Annotated in this window: 15 protein-coding genes and 1 pseudogene; 11 read left to right on the top strand and 5 right to left on the bottom strand. The window is 35.1% G+C overall.

The window, feature by feature from the left end; translation table 11 throughout:
- Positions 1–123: 123 nt before the first annotated feature.
- Positions 124–528, top strand: coding sequence for a VOC family protein (locus AC5WOC_RS02790; protein WP_496053859.1), 405 nt, complete (start codon positions 124–126; stop codon positions 526–528).
- Positions 529–1529: 1001 nt separating this feature from the next.
- Here the strand turns inward: AC5WOC_RS02790 and AC5WOC_RS02785 are convergent.
- On the bottom strand, positions 1530–1952 hold the full coding sequence (locus tag AC5WOC_RS02785; RefSeq protein WP_496053858.1) for a ribosomal maturation YjgA family protein: 423 nt from the start codon (positions 1950–1952) through the stop codon (positions 1530–1532).
- 463 nt (positions 1953–2415) lie between these two features.
- Positions 2416–2850, bottom strand: coding sequence for a GNAT family N-acetyltransferase (locus AC5WOC_RS02780; RefSeq protein WP_496053857.1), 435 nt, complete (start codon positions 2848–2850; stop codon positions 2416–2418).
- 503 nt (positions 2851–3353) lie between these two features.
- Between AC5WOC_RS02780 and AC5WOC_RS02775 the strand changes: the two genes are divergently transcribed.
- The 9 genes from AC5WOC_RS02775 (at position 3354) to AC5WOC_RS02735 (ending at position 10996) form a co-directional block, all read left to right on the top strand.
- Entirely contained in the window at positions 3354–3920 is a 567-nt protein-coding gene (locus AC5WOC_RS02775; RefSeq protein ID WP_496053856.1) for a hypothetical protein, read from the top strand.
- A gap of 130 nt (positions 3921–4050) precedes the next feature.
- Positions 4051–4449 (top strand): YxiJ family protein, encoded by a 399-nt coding sequence (locus AC5WOC_RS02770; protein ID WP_496053855.1) that lies wholly within the window; start codon positions 4051–4053, stop codon positions 4447–4449.
- A 184-nt stretch (positions 4450–4633) separates the two neighbouring features.
- Positions 4634–5095: a hypothetical protein gene (locus AC5WOC_RS02765; protein WP_496053854.1), complete on the top strand. Its 462-nt coding sequence runs from the start codon at positions 4634–4636 to the stop codon at positions 5093–5095.
- Positions 5096–5252: 157 nt separating this feature from the next.
- Positions 5253–5996 (top strand): hypothetical protein, encoded by a 744-nt coding sequence (locus tag AC5WOC_RS02760; protein WP_496053853.1) that lies wholly within the window; start codon positions 5253–5255, stop codon positions 5994–5996.
- A complete protein-coding gene (locus AC5WOC_RS02755) occupies positions 5942–7387 on the top strand; it encodes a hypothetical protein (RefSeq protein ID WP_496053852.1) in 1446 nt (481 codons plus the stop codon). Before AC5WOC_RS02760 ends, AC5WOC_RS02755 begins: the two co-directional genes overlap by 55 nt.
- 13 nt (positions 7388–7400) lie before the next feature.
- Positions 7401–8267, top strand: a complete 867-nt coding sequence (locus AC5WOC_RS02750) for an RHS repeat-associated core domain-containing protein (protein ID WP_496053851.1) — start codon at positions 7401–7403, stop codon at positions 8265–8267.
- Positions 8268–8670: 403 nt separating this feature from the next.
- Positions 8671–8913: a hypothetical protein gene (locus tag AC5WOC_RS02745; RefSeq protein WP_496053850.1), complete on the top strand. Its 243-nt coding sequence runs from the start codon at positions 8671–8673 to the stop codon at positions 8911–8913.
- A 1351-nt stretch (positions 8914–10264) separates the two neighbouring features.
- Positions 10265–10492, top strand: coding sequence for a hypothetical protein (locus AC5WOC_RS02740; protein ID WP_496053849.1), 228 nt, complete (start codon positions 10265–10267; stop codon positions 10490–10492).
- Between the two features lie 396 nt (positions 10493–10888).
- Positions 10889–10996, top strand: a complete 108-nt coding sequence (locus AC5WOC_RS02735; protein WP_496053848.1) for a helix-turn-helix domain-containing protein — start codon at positions 10889–10891, stop codon at positions 10994–10996.
- 379 nt (positions 10997–11375) lie between these two features.
- Here AC5WOC_RS02735 and AC5WOC_RS02730 read toward each other — a convergent pair whose 3' ends face one another.
- The 3 genes from AC5WOC_RS02730 to AC5WOC_RS02720 form a co-directional block, all read right to left on the bottom strand.
- Positions 11376–12551 carry an MFS transporter gene (locus AC5WOC_RS02730; protein WP_496053847.1) on the bottom strand — a complete coding sequence of 392 codons (1176 nt, stop codon included), beginning with the start codon at positions 12549–12551 and terminating at the stop codon, positions 11376–11378.
- Positions 12544–13014: a MarR family winged helix-turn-helix transcriptional regulator gene (locus tag AC5WOC_RS02725; RefSeq protein ID WP_496053846.1), complete on the bottom strand. Its 471-nt coding sequence runs from the start codon at positions 13012–13014 to the stop codon at positions 12544–12546. The genes AC5WOC_RS02730 and AC5WOC_RS02725 overlap by 8 nt, the downstream gene beginning before the upstream one ends.
- A gap of 651 nt (positions 13015–13665) precedes the next feature.
- Positions 13666–14580, bottom strand: a complete 915-nt coding sequence (locus tag AC5WOC_RS02720) for a LysR family transcriptional regulator (protein ID WP_496053845.1) — start codon at positions 14578–14580, stop codon at positions 13666–13668.
- A gap of 371 nt (positions 14581–14951) precedes the next feature.
- Between AC5WOC_RS02720 and AC5WOC_RS02715 the strand changes: the two are divergent.
- Positions 14952–16083: pseudogene (locus tag AC5WOC_RS02715) on the top strand (NADH:flavin oxidoreductase).
- The last annotated feature ends 54 nt before the right edge of the window (positions 16084–16137 follow it).

The raw sequence follows: 16137 nt of genomic DNA, 5'->3' as shown, positions 1-16137 counted from the left end.
CTTGGGATGAATTTATAAAATTCATTGATCAGATCTTTATTAGTAATAATATTTTATAGAAATTATTCTATGGACTAGAGCAGCTTCACCTGTCACTGGACCTTAAAGGAAGGATGATATCTTGTGAATTTAGCTTCTGTACGCATCATTACCGACGACGTGGATCGTCTCGTCGCTTTCTATGAGAAAGTCATGGGTGTTTCGGCGGAGCGCCCCGCGCCCGTTTTTGCCGAACTTGTTGTGCAATCATGCACCCTGGCAATCGGCCACTCCCAGACGGCGCAACTATTCGGCGCTGATTCCGTAGTGGCTGCCAACAATCACACTGTTATCATCGAGTTCCACGTCGACGATGTCGAAGCCGAATACGCGCGCTTGAAGCCATTTGTCGACGTTTGGGTAAAGGAACCAACTATGATGCCGTGGGGGAACCGTTCCATGCTGTTCCGCGATCCCGACGGCAACCTCGTTAACCTCTTCGAGCCGGTGACGGAGGAAGCGATCAAACGGTTCAGCGGTAGGCGTTGACAGATAGTTGAAGTGAGTGAGGCTCCAATTCAGGGATAGGGGTCTCCGTTCCCAAAAAAGAAAATTGTACGCTTGGGCATATTTTAGACACAAATTCACCAACTGCTTAACGCACAAGTAGTTGGTGAATTTTCTCTATTCATGATGGGCTCTAATTGGGGTACGGGGAGTCGAAAAGTAATGTCAGATAAGTTAAACCATCTTTAGACAAGGGCTAGTATAACTTATCTGACATTTAGAAGTTATTGGCTCGGCGATCAGCCCGATTTGTCCCGATGCGCCTGAGTGTGAGGTACATCACATCGTCTCGAGTGGTGGATGTTCCGGTCGTCTGCTAGAGTTGTTCATGTCAGCAGAGGAACAGCCCCGAAGACACAGCTCGAAAGGAACACAATGGGTAAGAATGACGGCAAGGCCAAGTCCACGGACATCGGTAGCAACATGAAGATCAAGATCACCAAGGAGACTGCGAAGAAGATTCAGCAGAACAACCAGGACAAGAAGAAGAAGTAATCAAAAACTAAGAAAGGGAGGGTGAATATTCACCCTCCCTTTCTTAGTTGGTAGTTTTTAATTGTGGTGTGGCTTCTCAATGTGAGAATCGTTCATGTACCCAAAGTAACGGTTGATTATAGGAAGTGAAATTTATCTGACGAATTAGAGCAGCAACCCTGTCACTGGGCCAATATATTGCGAAACAAGCCAGTGTAGCTCTGGATGATCTCCAACATTTTAATTTGAGTGGAAGATCTGCGAAGTCGCATCGTGTTCAGATTAGAAAATATTTTGGATTTCGAACAAGCACAATAGAAGATACGGAACTATTATTGCAATGTAGAGGGGATAAAGTATGATCTATCCAAAAGGAGTGATAGTAGCGTGGTAAATGATCTGAAGAATGTAGATATTAACAAGTTAGATATCTCTACTCTGGTATCGATTTGTGCTGGAGCCTAACATGTGGCCTAATACATAAATAAATGACTTGAGTAATAGGGTTCTCAAGTCATCTTTCCCTTATTTCTTTTATCAACTGTGCGCTGTTTTAACTTTTCAAACAGGAACAACCCAACACAGCCCACCAAGTAACAGGCAATATCCTTTAAATCTAATGTAGTCCCAATAATTATCCGCGCAATCTCATAGTCGTCAAGATTAAGTAACCTTACTAGATTGAAATACTGTCCAATTTCTACTAAAAGGGCAAAAATGAATATACACAACGGAAACTGTTTAAATTTGGTTGCTATAAATGCTTTAATGAAACAGTAAATCAGCACTACAACCAAAACATCACCAACGTATGACCTGATAAAACTATTGTCAATGAAAGTGGCTATAATGATTTCTATTATGAAGACAAGGATAAACGCGTATAAATATTTTTTACTTAATTGAAATTTTTTACTTAATTGAAATTGCATGTTGAATACATCCTTATTTTTATCGATATTTAAAATATAAATCATTTTCAGGTCTGTTGAATAGCCAAAGTTTAGGGAAAAAGGGAAGAAAAAAGGAAAAAGACACGCTCTCGTGTAATAGGGGGGTGGTGTAACACACCTCTGTTACACCACCCCCCATATTAACTCGTAATTTCTGAGTGGTCAGAAAAAGAAGTAGCCCATTTAGGGCCAGAATCTTGGAAAATTGTTAAATGAGTCAAATCTACATCGTTCCACTGTCAAGAAGGATTTGAAAAAGCTGAAATAGTAGCGAAGAGATTCTGAATATTTCAGGAAATTGTGTGTTATATCTTGTGTTATGTCGTGTGTAAAGGTTTATTTCTTCACCTACAGTGGACAACAATAAGCGAATACCATCTATTTTTTACCAAGGTGACTCCAAAAGCGGCACGATAGATACATATATTTTCCAGTGTGTCCCCTAGGTGAGTTTCTTTTTAAACCCTTTATGAGTTCGAGAGTTATACCCTGCTGACTCATAGAACTCACATGCATCAATCCTGTTACTTTCTGTTACAAGTATCACCTGGGTACAATTCCTCTTGACAGCTATTTTCTCAAGCTCGGATAATAATGCTTTACCCACTCCTTTGTTTCTATAATTTTTATCAACTATCATGTTTTCAAGAACTAAAAAAGGCTTACAATCACCATATAATTCATCGCATATTACCCCCATAATCGAGCCAATCAACTTGTTATTTTCAATCGCACTGACTAATATGTGTGAATTGTTTTTTTTGAATTTATTAAACTGCATGTGCATGGTTTCGACACGAGAGTCTTCATTCCAAAATTGTCTGTATAACTGTGCAAGTTCAGGTATATCGTTTGCAATCATTTCTCTAATAATCATTCTTTGCCTCCGATAAAAAGATCATGTTGTAGCTCCTCTCAAGTCATAAGAAGAGTTTACCATGATCCTTAACGTACAGGTAATCTGATATATTGTGTCTAAGAAATGTCTAAACGTACAATTTTCTCAAAATGATACGACTAGGGGTGTGATCAAATGGAGGGTGTCCCTGTATACGGCTCAGAACAAACTATATTCTTGATCTGGAAGATATCCATATTCATTAAAGTGCAAAAAATGATCCTCACTAAGTAACGAATGTTTAAGCTCTTGGATGGGTGTTGGTTATTTTTTTAACTGTCTTTCTCAAAATAAAATGTGTAAGTTTCTCTTCCTCTGCATTCACACATGTAATTTTGTCAAAAGAAATAAAGTAGATTTTCATAGTCACGAGATGCCAACATAATACAACTTCTCACACTGGTGAAGGAAGTATAATTTCAGGTAATTAAATCCCGCAAAGATCTTTCTTGTGGGTCTTCGAAAAATAAGGAGAATGAAAAATGGGCAAGAATTTTATTGAAGTAGGGGATTTAAATGAGTTTTTTGAATTGAAAACTAAAATTGATCTACAAAAACTTAAAGAAAAAATAAGCATTCATGATGGATTGATAAAAGAATTACACCTTTTGAATTCATCCTATGTAGATACTCAAAAATCAATGGATTTAGACTTTACGTATAATGCACGGATATTACTCCACTCAATGGATAACCCTTTTGCAGTAGAATTTTTATTAGGAGGAGTTTTAGAACTACATATTGCTGACCCAACGGAAGTTGGATTAGACGAAATAGAAATGGAATGGGAAAAACTTACTAATTTCAAAAAAATAGTATTGGTAATGGGAGAAAACAGAATGGTAACTCGACGTCTATTATATCGTGAGGTGCCAAATTGGATTGGGAATTTCAGCCGATTTGGAGAGGAAATTATCCTTGATCCATTGCTTCCAGTAACAAAATTAGATGATGAATTGGTATTGTGTACGAATTGTGGAGAAGTATGGGATGCCAAAAATCGAATAGTGCAAAAATGTCCCATGTGCAATGGAAGAAAAATAAATTAGTAGATTTCATTCATGTCTAGTTATTATAAGGATCTAAATATGATTCCAATGGAAATTTCATCAGTTAGTAGAATCATTACTGTTTGAGATTAAGACTTTATAGAAAATATTTAGAGCTTCACATTTTACTGTGAAGCTCCTCAAGAGGTGTAAAATAACGGATTACATTGTTCAGTTAAAAGAACAAAGAAAAAAACTAAGAGCTAAATTTCCCAGAGATGATATTCATGCTGTTTTTTCTAAATTAGAAGAATTAGAGGAAAATGACTTTATTTTTGATTTTGATTATTATTGTACAGAAATTGCAGCTTTACTTACTAATGTAATTTCAGACAGCGTTAGAATAAATGAAAAACAATTGCATTTGATAAAGGAAAATTTCTTTGATCAGTATCCTCAGTATAAAATCATTGAAGAAGAAATAAAATCTCACAAAGATCTATTAGAAGAATTTAAAAGCTACGATGATGCGAGGTTGCTCTTGTTAGATTGGTATAAACGAAGTAGCATGAACCAATCAAGAAGATGAAAAAGTTGTCGATAGGATATTTAATTAGTTGATTAAAAAGCTATTAGTCCCAGCAAACTCTACTGAGGGATTTTAGAACATCATAATAGAAAATGAACCAATCCAAAAGGATCTCGGTCATTTTCTTTTCGTAAATTCGTAAAGGGAAAAGCCTTTTTCTTACGAAACAAAGGAAGTGTCTAAATTGATTTCTAAATGGTTATCTAAAATATTTGATGATTCTAGTAAATCTATCAAATATAGTAAGGATCAATGGGATCAGAAATTAAAAGAAAATATTGCAAAGTTTGAGTCCGATTGTGAACAACTAGCAATGAAATTACAGGAAAAATACAAAGGTCAATTCATAGCAAAAGGTCTAATTGATTTTAAAGTACTAATTAGTAGAGGATTGGATGGTGATGAGTTTGATTATCTTACATCACAAGATTGTTTCGAAGAGATGTATGATTCTACAGTAACAGTAAGATATTATGTAGATGAAAAACTACTAGTGAATGGAAAAGAAGCTGATCAAGCTATTGAAAACATATGGCATTGTGGTACAAAAGCTGGTTATCTTACTCACCTTACCGTAAAGGAAATAGAAGAATCATTAGAGGAGAAAATCGAGGAACTGCTTATTTGGATAGAAGAGAAGAAATAATCAAAAAGTTTAATATTAGACAATCAAAACGTACATTTCTTGATTTCTTTCAGACATCAGACAAAAGTAATATAAGAATATCTAGATGATTGTTAATAATAAAACCTCACAAGGATCCTTCTTGTGAGGTTTTCAAAAAAATTAGGAGAATGAGGAAATGGGCAAGAACTTTATTGAAGTCGGAGATTTAAATGATTTCTATGAACTAAAAACTAAAATTGATCTAGAGGAATTCAAAGAAAAAGTAAGCATTCATGATGGAGTGATAAAAGAATTACATCTTTTGAATTCATCCTATGTAGATGATCAGAAATCAATGGATTTAGACTTTACTTATAACGCACGGATATTACTCCACTCAATGGTTAGCCCTTTTGCAGTAGAATTTTTATTAGGAGAAGTTTTAGAGCTACATATTGCTGATCCAATGGAAGTTGGATTAGACGAAATAAAAATAGAATTGGAGAAACTTACTAATTTCAAAAAAATAGTATTGGTAATGGGAGAAAACAGAATGACGGATGGGATTACTCTTGGGAAAAAGAGCTTGAAAATCACGAACCCAACCAGCACGACAGCAGTAGATAGCGACCGAATTCCCTATGATGCTACCAAAACGTATGTATTTAGTGGTTATGCTAAGACATCAGGAGCAACAGGTCGAGCCATGATTTATGCATTTGGCTTTAATACGACCAATGGAACTTATGTAGCTATTCCTAGTAGCTATATTACTGGTACACAAGACACCACTCGATTGCATGTAGTAATCAATCCGGGGGATTTACCTGCAGGTACCAACCAATTGGAGATTCGGGGATATTCTACTTCGGGTTCCGGAACCTATTGGTTCGATGGTTTCAAGTGGAAGAAGGGTACTATGGAGCCTATAACACATTAGAAAATAGTAGTTTTGAACGAGATACCGATCCTACCGACAGTATTCCAGACCGCTGGACTTTAGTGGGAAATGTTTCTTCTGGGGATGGAATCAATACCGTAGAAAAATATGATGGAAACAACACGGTCAAATTAGTCGGGGATCCTTCTAGTTATAAGTCAGTGTACCAAGATATTCAAGTCAGTGGTGGGGTAGGGGCAACGTTTACTGTAGCTGGGGTTTCCAAAGTAACAGGACCTACAGCTGGTAAAGTGTATGGGTATATCATCAATACCTATGATGCAGCCAATACGTTACAAGAGAAGTTTACCTATAACTTTGACAGCTCCAAATCTCACGATTGGCAAAACTTAGCTGCTACGATTAAAACAACAAAAGCATTTGATCATATACGAGTCTACTATGAATATAGCTTACAAACCGGAACAGCTTGGTTTGATGCAGCCAAAATCACCGTCGGTTCGATTCGTACCCAGCATACCTATGATGCGAATGGAAACTACGAAACCAAAACAACTGATGCAATAGGTAACACCATAGATAAAACCTATGATGCAGTTGGAAATGTAAAGACGGAGAAAACAGGTAGTGATACTTCCCAGTATTCGTATAATGGATTGGATCAATTAACCCAAGTTACCGATGCAAAAAACAACATCACCAAGTACCAATATGATAACAATGGAAACAAAACAAAAGTAATAGACGCAAAGAATCACGAGACTACCTATGATTATAATGAGTTAAATTTGGTGAAAAAGGTTACGGATGCATTAAATAGAGTTACCCAATATGACTACGATTTGAATGGAAATGTAACCAAAGTCACCAAGCCAGATAATCATACCATTGAGTTTGGTTATAATTCAGTGGATCGTCAGGATTCTATTTCTTATGATGGAGTTTCTCGCTACACCTTTGAGTATGATCCCAATGGGAATATAACAAAGGAAACAGATAAATCGAATAATCAAGTCACTACCTTCACCTATGACTCTGACAACAAACTAAAAACCAAGGATGAGGGAAATAGCAACACTGTCACCTATACGTATGATAAGAATGGAAATGTCCAACAACGAAAATATGTAGCTGGGGGTACAACGCTCACCCAAGATAATACATTTGATGTACTGGATCAGTTAACTAAAATTCAAGAAAACAGTAGTACACGTGCTGCTTTTACGTATGATGAAGCCAATCGTGTGGCTAGTAAGAAAAATGCCGATGGTACTGTTTCTTTATACAAATATGATGGAGTAGGAAATTTAACTCAACAAACCAATTACAATACAAACGGAACAATATTAGATAACTTCCGCTATATCTATGATAATAAAGGAAGAATTACTTCCGTTATCTCTAACGCTGGTACTACCAGTTATATATGACGAGTTAGATCAATTGAAGCAAGAAAAGCGTCCAGATGGAACTACCTATGATTATACGTACGACGAAGTAGGGAATCGACTAACGATGACAGTCACTCCAAGTGGAGGAAGTGCAACTACAACAACTTATCACTATGATAATGCAAATCAAATTTCTGATGTTAATGGGACAAGTTATACCTATGATAACAATGGGAATCTAACTGGTGATGGAAATAAAACGTACGTTTATGACAACGGAGACAGGCTTACAGCTGTAAAAGATAACAGTGGAAATACGCTTGCATCGTTTACCTATGATTCCAAGGGTATGCGCAAAACGATGACGACTGCCTCTGGAACAATTACGTTCCACTACGATGAGAATAACAACGTAGCTTATGAGACAGATAGTAGTAACAATGTAGTCGCAAGTTATACATGGAATGAGAATCAACCTGTAAGTATGACGCGTGGGGGTCAAACGTATTATTACCAGCTTAATGGTCATGGAGATGTAGTAGCTTTAACGAATTCTACAGGTGGGATAGTAAACACTTATGACTATGATGCATTTGGGAATATTGTGAAACAAACAGGTACAGTTGTGAATCCTTATCTCTATGCGGGATATCGATATGATAAGGAGACGGGTCTTTCTTATTTACAGTCAAGGTATTATGATTCAAAAACGGGGAGATTTTTAACACAGGACACATTTGAAGGGTTTGAAAATAATCCACTAAGCATGAATAAATATTCATACACGAAAAACAATCCCATAAATTATATAGATCCAGATGGAAGATTTGCTATAAAAAATTCCTATGTAGCAACAACTATCGATCTAGCAATAGTTTTATGGGGGGATGGGAATGGTATGCATCGAGAAAAGCGTTAAATATGTTTTTAAAAAGACATTGGCAAGGTCTTACCAGACTTGTCAGGGCAAGATTTGTACGTAAACAAACCTCTGCCTTAAAAAAATTTATGGGGTCTGCTCTTAATATAGCCCTACAAATTTCGGGGAATAGTGTTGGTCAAATAATAGCAAAAGTAATTGATAGGTATGTTGATCCTCGATTGGGATACAAAAGGAGTAATGGTTATTGTTTTGGATGAGTGCTTATAAACATATTGTAAGACTTTAATGAAATAATGCTATCTTTCTCCTAAATGAATTTGATCCTAACAAGAGTAAGATCTAATTCATTTAGGGGGTTTTTTGTATAAATGTTAGTTATTGCTATAGAGCATACCTAAAGAAGCAATCTAAAATTAAATTCGAAATGAGTGGTAATGCAATGAATTGGAATCTAATTGGATATATATGCGTGGGATTGGTTATCCTTACTTGGATATTGCTTCATTTACAACGTAATAAATTTAAAAAAGATTTGTATGAAGAATCAGCAGGAGGAAAAGGACTTTCGAAACAATTTGTGAATAGATGGAAAAAGAATTTTTCTAGAGAAGCAATGTATATAGTAGCATTAACCTCAGTATTGTTTGTGGTATTGATTACTTTTTATCTTACAAAGAAATAAAAAAGAATTTTTTATGGGGAAAAAGAGGGGTTTGAGCTGGTCTTCGTTACCTTAAATCTCTTTTTCACTGAAATAGAAGATCCAGAACAATACAACTATAAGTACACTAACATTCCCTTTACTATTCTCAAACCAATTGGCATCTTGAATAAAGAAAAATGAAAGAGTAATAAATTCTTTTTTGGATATACACCATGCTCTGCTAAGAGCCTGACCTACCCGACAGGACTAACATTTATTACTCATGGCTGCATCGTAAGAAGTGTTTTGGGAGCACTACTACTGATCTTTTTATAAATGTGAGGAATAAAAATGGTTTACCTTCTAAGGATTATGTTCGTGCCGATTGGAATTATTAATTTAATATATAGAAACAGAGGAACTAGTTTCTGGTTCTTTTTAAGTTTTGGTTTGACAGCAGCTTTTTGCCTTCTTTCATGGATTCAGCTTGAGAGAGCTGGGAAATCTTCTGAAATACTCCTTTATGTTATTCTTTCAACTGCTGTATTATTCTTAACTATGTTTTACACATAAGGTATTAAACTCAAAGATAATATGTTTATGCTAATTAAAATCAGAGAAGTGACCGCAATAATATAAAGAATTTAAATCCATAGGTTTGTAATAAATTCGTTACACTTAATTCAATATGGTAATACGTTACCTAGAACAGAGAGCCATATAGCAGAATTGTAGGTGGCTAGATCTATGGGAACTAAAATAATGTTAATTATTTTTAGTGTTATTTTTATAATCATAGGACTCTTATTTAAGAGCTAAAAAATCTTCGTCGGGCTATATTCAAGGTGATTTTATTGTTACTTTGATTTTAAATATATTGCATGATATGTATATAAAGTTCTATTCGTTGCTATTGGTATTGTTTTATTTATTCTGCATTTTACACCTAACACTAACGCCACTTAAATTTTGATATTTTAGGTAAGGAGTTCATCATGAATCCAACAGCGGGATTAGAAAACACAGATTTGTCTTCTTTATTGTCACAGCTTGTTTTCGCTCCAAGATTTATCATAATGGTGATTCTTTGTATTGGTTATTTTGTAATCATGTTTCGAGAGAAAGGATTTTTCACTTTTCTAGGCAAAAATAATAAGCCTTGTTTATATAGGCATCTATCTTTATGCGATCTATGTTCGGTTTTTTAGATAATATAACTTCAAGATTATGGGACAAGCATTCTTATATTAATGAGAGTGCTTGTTTCATAAACGTATCTGAAATTACTTATATGGTTGAATGGTCCCTGCAATAAAAAGTTGTCTAAAATAAGAGTAGGAATGAACAGTTATTTAGAATGACTTGTAAACAGAAAAGAACTGGGGAAAATATGAGAGCTGTTGAAGTCTTAGGTTTAATGATTGGTATTAGTTCATTATTAGTTGGTATTTTCTATAACAAAAACCATCATAGACGAGAGAAACCAAAGTCATTAATCGATGTATTCTTAGATATAGAATCTCGAAATCTCCTTGCTTTCATTCCTTATTATGTAGCTAAAATAGGCTTTTTTGTAATTGCTATTGTCGCTGTTTACCTGGCATTTTTTGTTCTCTAAACAGCAAATTAGGAGACGACATTTAAATGGTATCGGAGAAATTTTTTTCATCTTAGTGGGGGTAGTACTTATTGGTATGGGATTATTTATGTCAAAAAAATATATTAAATCCAGTAGCATTACTAGTTACTCTTCTAACTGCAAAAACACCTTCTATTATCACGAGATTATTTTACATTCTAGCTGGGATATATTTTATCTTACTTGTATTAGCATTAAAATATTTATAGCGAAACGCAAGAAGTTAAAGAAGCTCAACCTCTTTATACTTTGGGAGAAGTTGAGCTTTTCTTTATCCAACTTTAGTTGATGATATTTCCCCTTTTGTACTACCTATTTCCTGAAGAGCTTTTTGTTTTTCCAACCAATCATAATACTGAGGTGGATAATCCTCTTTTGAGATTATCGTTAATCTTTCTAACTGCAAATAAAACACCCATTAAAGATATTGCTGAAATGATGGAGATCTTCCGTACCACCGTTTATCGCTATTTAACAAAATAGAAAAAAACACCACTCTATAAATTATGTAATTAATTCCCAGAGTGGCCCCTCATTTCCCGAATCGGTTCCGTACCCCTAAAAGACCCAAATACCTTGTAGCATACCAAGAGTGGTTTGTACGATCAGTGATTCGTTTCTCATAAAAATATCTCCTTTATTTTTCCTAGCGAGCATGGTAGAGCATTTTGAATTCACTGGGTATATGTGATATAAAAATATTTTGCATATTACGATTGAATTACTCGATAATTCCTCTCTTCTGGCGTATATAGATTAAGTTTTCAAGAACATAAGTCCTTTATAATGTATGGAGATAATCTCATTGGGTAGAACCAGCATCTGGCGACTGGGGGCAACGAAACCATATGATGGAAATCGTCTATCGTTTATGAATGTTTTCTCTAAGTACGTGATTAAATTGCAATGCACCATATAGAAAAACCAGCATAAAGATTGTTCCCGAAACAATAAATTCCATGTTGTTTCCCTTGTGTGTAAGATATGCGCCTGCAATTGGTCCAGAAGCCATCCCCAAATACCGGACTAAGTTATAAATTCCCACCGCAGTACCTCGATTCCGCTCAAACTCATCCGCTAAAATGGTTGTTTGAATGGGTAAAGAGATTCCCAGACAAAAACCAAATAAAGCAATACTAATTATCAAGAATGAGATGGATAGGTCAAAAATCGCAACAAATAGAAAAATGGAGATCATATTTAGTAAAGTGGAGCAAAGTAAAATCTTATGATATTCAAAATATACTTGAATTCGTCCTCCAATCAAGCTTCCGACTACCACAAATAGGGAGAGCGAGAGGAACACAAAACCACTTTGTGTCGTGGATAGATGATAGGTAGTCGAAAGAATCTTAGGTAGAAATATCAAAAATTGATAAAATGAAAAGTATTGAACAAAACCAAGGATAATCACAACAGATCCTGTCCGATTTATCAAAATTTGCGATAAATTACGAAGTTGAAAACGTTCTCTAATTCCTGTCTCTTCCTTTGTTTCAGGTAAAAAAGCAAAATTCGCTATTCCTAATATACAACCTGCTACTGCGAGTATCCAAAACACCCACTCAAACCCAAAATATTGTCCTACAAATCCTCCGATAGCAGGACCTATCGCTGAACCCAACGCAACAAGCATTTGAAAAATCCCCATTGCTTTACCACGTACTTTTCCTTTATACAGATCACCAATCACAGTGGTAGCCACGACGGAACCAGCTGCAATCCCTATCGCCTGCAAAGCTCGAAAAAATAACAGCAAGTAAATGGAAGAAGCTAAAGCTGTACCAATACTGGCTAAAATATAAATGGTGATACCAGGTATGAGAATGATTCGCCTACCACGCAAATCGATTAGTGGACCATAAATCACCTGCATGATAGCTAGAAATAGTGTGAAAATGGAGATGGTTGCATTAATCATATATTCGTTCGTATGATAGTGATTTTGAATATCTGATAGTAATGGGGCGTAAATCGATTGAGTTAAAGGTCCCAAAAAAGCAACAAATGAAACTAGATAGATGATTTTTTTATTCATGATGATACCTACTCGAATCTGTTTTAGACTTATTTAAAAAATAGTTTTCTATATTGCTGTTAATTTTTTTTAATAACACTTTAAATAACTGTTCTTCTTCCAAGGAGAATTGTTGAAAGGCTAAATGGGTTACTTTTTCATTGATGGGTTGAATTTTTTCGTATAATAAGTGACCTTCTTCTGTCAGAAAAATGAGATAGGATCTTCGATCATTCTCCTTTTTTTCGCGTCGAATCCATTTCTTTTTTTCCAAATGATCTAAGATTCGAGTTACATTTGGTTGATCTTTTTTTGCTCGTTTTGCTAAATCTTTCTGAGTCATTCCATTTTGTCCATACAATTGGTAAAGGAGAGCCCATTGCTCGTGTGTGATTTTGTATGGTTTTAGAACGTGTTCCTTTAAATAAATGAAATTTCGACTGGTAGAGTTTAAAAGAAATTCAAGTGGATCATGCAATTGCATAGTAATCATCTCTCTATTTTAGATTATTGTCATAGCAATTATTATGACAATAATTATTATACTCATATTTATATTATTTGTGAAGAGTCAAAGTTTCCATTTTTAATGTATTATTGATTCTTCTGTTCATAGACTCTTATCTTTTTTTGTGGCTAATGGGCGATTTTATAAATTTAGTAAGACAAATTTATACCAATATTATTATCTACTAGCTTTAATAATGCTGATATCTTCGATCCTATTTATCCAGTAAATCTAATGGTAGAGGCGAGAATCTATAACGTGAAGTACGATGCAGTAGAAAGGGATTATTGCCAGTGGCTATCGCGGCAGCCGTTGCCCAACAGACTCGACAAACGTATCTCCAGTTGAGATAAATCTTGATGCCGGAATTTGACCTGCTAGCTTGTTTAAAACATGAAAAATCGGCAACGCATAGCGTTTTTAATCAGATCTGGTGGATGATCTTTCACCTTTTGAGGACTAACCAATAATGCTCTAACAAATATAATCACTTAAACAAAGGCGATTTTTCTTGATTTTTAGAAAAGCAATAACCATGAAAACAAACATCAAAAAAAGCGTTCATCATCGATATGAAACGCTTTTTTGATGTTTGCATTTTTTCTATTTTTCTCCAGAAAGAACTTCTCAGGAAAAACCCACTTCTTTCAAACATTGGGTAAATGCTATAAGTGCTTTACTGGGAAATTTCTCTGAACGGCGAATTAATCTAGTAGTTGCATATCGGTACTGTTTCGGGATGTCATGTATACATATTGTATCATCTTCGATAAGAGTCGAATTAGGCAATAGTGCATATCCCAAACCTGATCTAACACAATTTAGCATGGTTTCAGTAGTGCTGACTTCAATTATATTTATTTTTTCCTCTCTGTCTTGATGAACCCATTCTTCTATAACAGTTCTAAAAGGACACCCTTTCGGAAATACAATCCAAGTTGCAGATGGAGCATTTTTGAACTTAAACGTTTTGGCTTCCTTATTTCCTGTGAGGAGTACTACAGTATCTTCGATTAACAGTTCAACTTCCAACTTAGAGAAACCCAGGTCTCCAGTACAAAATGCTCCATCTAACTCACGATTTATTAATCGCTCATAATTTTTTAAAGAAGTTCCAGCTACCAAAGAAATAGTAACCTCAGGATACTGTCGTTGAAAATTAGTAAGTCCCTGAATGAATAGTTGAGAAGAAGTAACAGTTTCAACTACACCCACTTTCAACTCACCACTTGGGTAATTTGGTTCTTTCACGATCATAACAGCTTCTTGCGTCATCTGGAGAATATTGCGTGCATACTCACTTAATAGATGGCCTTTTTCAGTTGGTGTAACCCCTTTTGGATGTCTATTAAATAATTGAACCCCTAGTTCCGATTCGAGTTTTTGAACACGTGCAGTGATATTTGATTGTACATAATCCAGTTTACTCGCAGCCCTTGAGATGCTACCTTCTTCTACAATTGTCTTGATTACTTTTAGATCCATTAACTCCAAAGAAATCCCTACTTTTTTAGATATCGTTTTTTTTGATACGTTAATCATTATTAATCATTTTATAGTATATCTCAATTGGAATACAATCCTTTTAGAAGCAGCATACATTCATCTGTTTCTTCTTATATACCACATCTGGAGGAAATCATATGACTTAACATTTGAGCTCATTTCCGACTAAAAACAAGTAAAATACCAGCTAATGCAAACAGGAAGTAGGTCATAGAAGACAAAGATATAGAAGTTGAATGAATGCTAATGAAACATTTGAAGTCTGAAGGAGTGATTATTCAAAAAGAGCATTTGGAAATAATCAATTTATCCAAATATTTGAAAGTATATAGAGGCTCCTATTGTTTCGCCAATGAAGGTTGCAAATAAAATTTTGTTAACGAAAAGGAAAAGATGAAATGTATATTATGAATAACATAAATCTATTTGAAACAGTAAAACTAGGTAGAATTACTTTAGGCAATCGGGTAGGTGTTGCTCCAATGACGCGCACGAGCGCAACGCCAGATGGTTTAGCCACTGATGACATGTTATCCTACTACACAAAATTTGCCCGCGGTGGCTTTGAACTCATTATTACAGAAGGTGTATATTGTGATGATAAATACAGTCAAGGATATTTTAATCAGCCAGGAATAATCAATAATGAGCAAGCACAAGCATGGAAAAAAATAACTGATTCTTTGCATCAAGAGAGGAAAAAAATCTTTATTCAATTAATGCATGCAGGTGCCATTTCACAAGGTAATCGTTTTATGAAAAAAACAATTGGACCATCAGTAGTACAACCGAAAGGAAACCAAATGAAATTTTATGGGGGTGATGGTCCTTTTTCGGTACCGCTAGAGGCATCAAAAGAAGATATAGCTGAAATCATAAAAGGATTTGCAAAATCTGCCCAACGTGCCAAAGAAGCAGGGTTTGATGGTGTTGAAATTCATGGAGCTAATGGTTATATCCTTGATCAATTTTTAACAGATTATACCAATGAAAGAACTGATGAGTATGGAGGTTCTACAGAAAATAGAGTCCGTTTATTAGTTGAAGTATCTAAGGCTGTTCGGCGAAGCAGTAGGGCAATTATTTACAGTAGGAATTCGAATTTCACAAGGAAAAGTAAATGACTACTTCCATAAGTGGGCTGATAAAGAAGAAGATGCAGAAATCATTTTTAGCCATTTATCACAAGCAGGATTAGATTATATTCATGTAACAGAGTTTGAAGCATGGCAACCTGCCTTTTCTAGAGGAGAGGGAACAAATGAAACAGATTCAACTATTGAAAATGGACCTACTTTGGCTGCATTAGCGAAGAAATATAGTCAATTACCTGTTATTTCGAACGGCAGTCTTCATGATCCAAAAAAAGCAGAAAGCATGATTAAAAAAGGGGGAGCAGATATTATTACACTTGGTCGAGGGGCCCTTGCGAATAGTGATTGGGTGAATAAAGTAAAAAATGGGGAATTACTAGCAGAGTTTGATCCTGAAAAGACATTTACCCCAGATGCGAAAATCAAAAATTTCGAATTATTATAAGAGAAAATCCCATTTTCATATGATAGTAATGCTTTAAAGAGCAAAACGACATTT

This window comes from Shimazuella sp. NTD247 (genome assembly GCF_059510415.1).
This window is presented reverse-complemented; position numbering and strand designations above follow the sequence as displayed.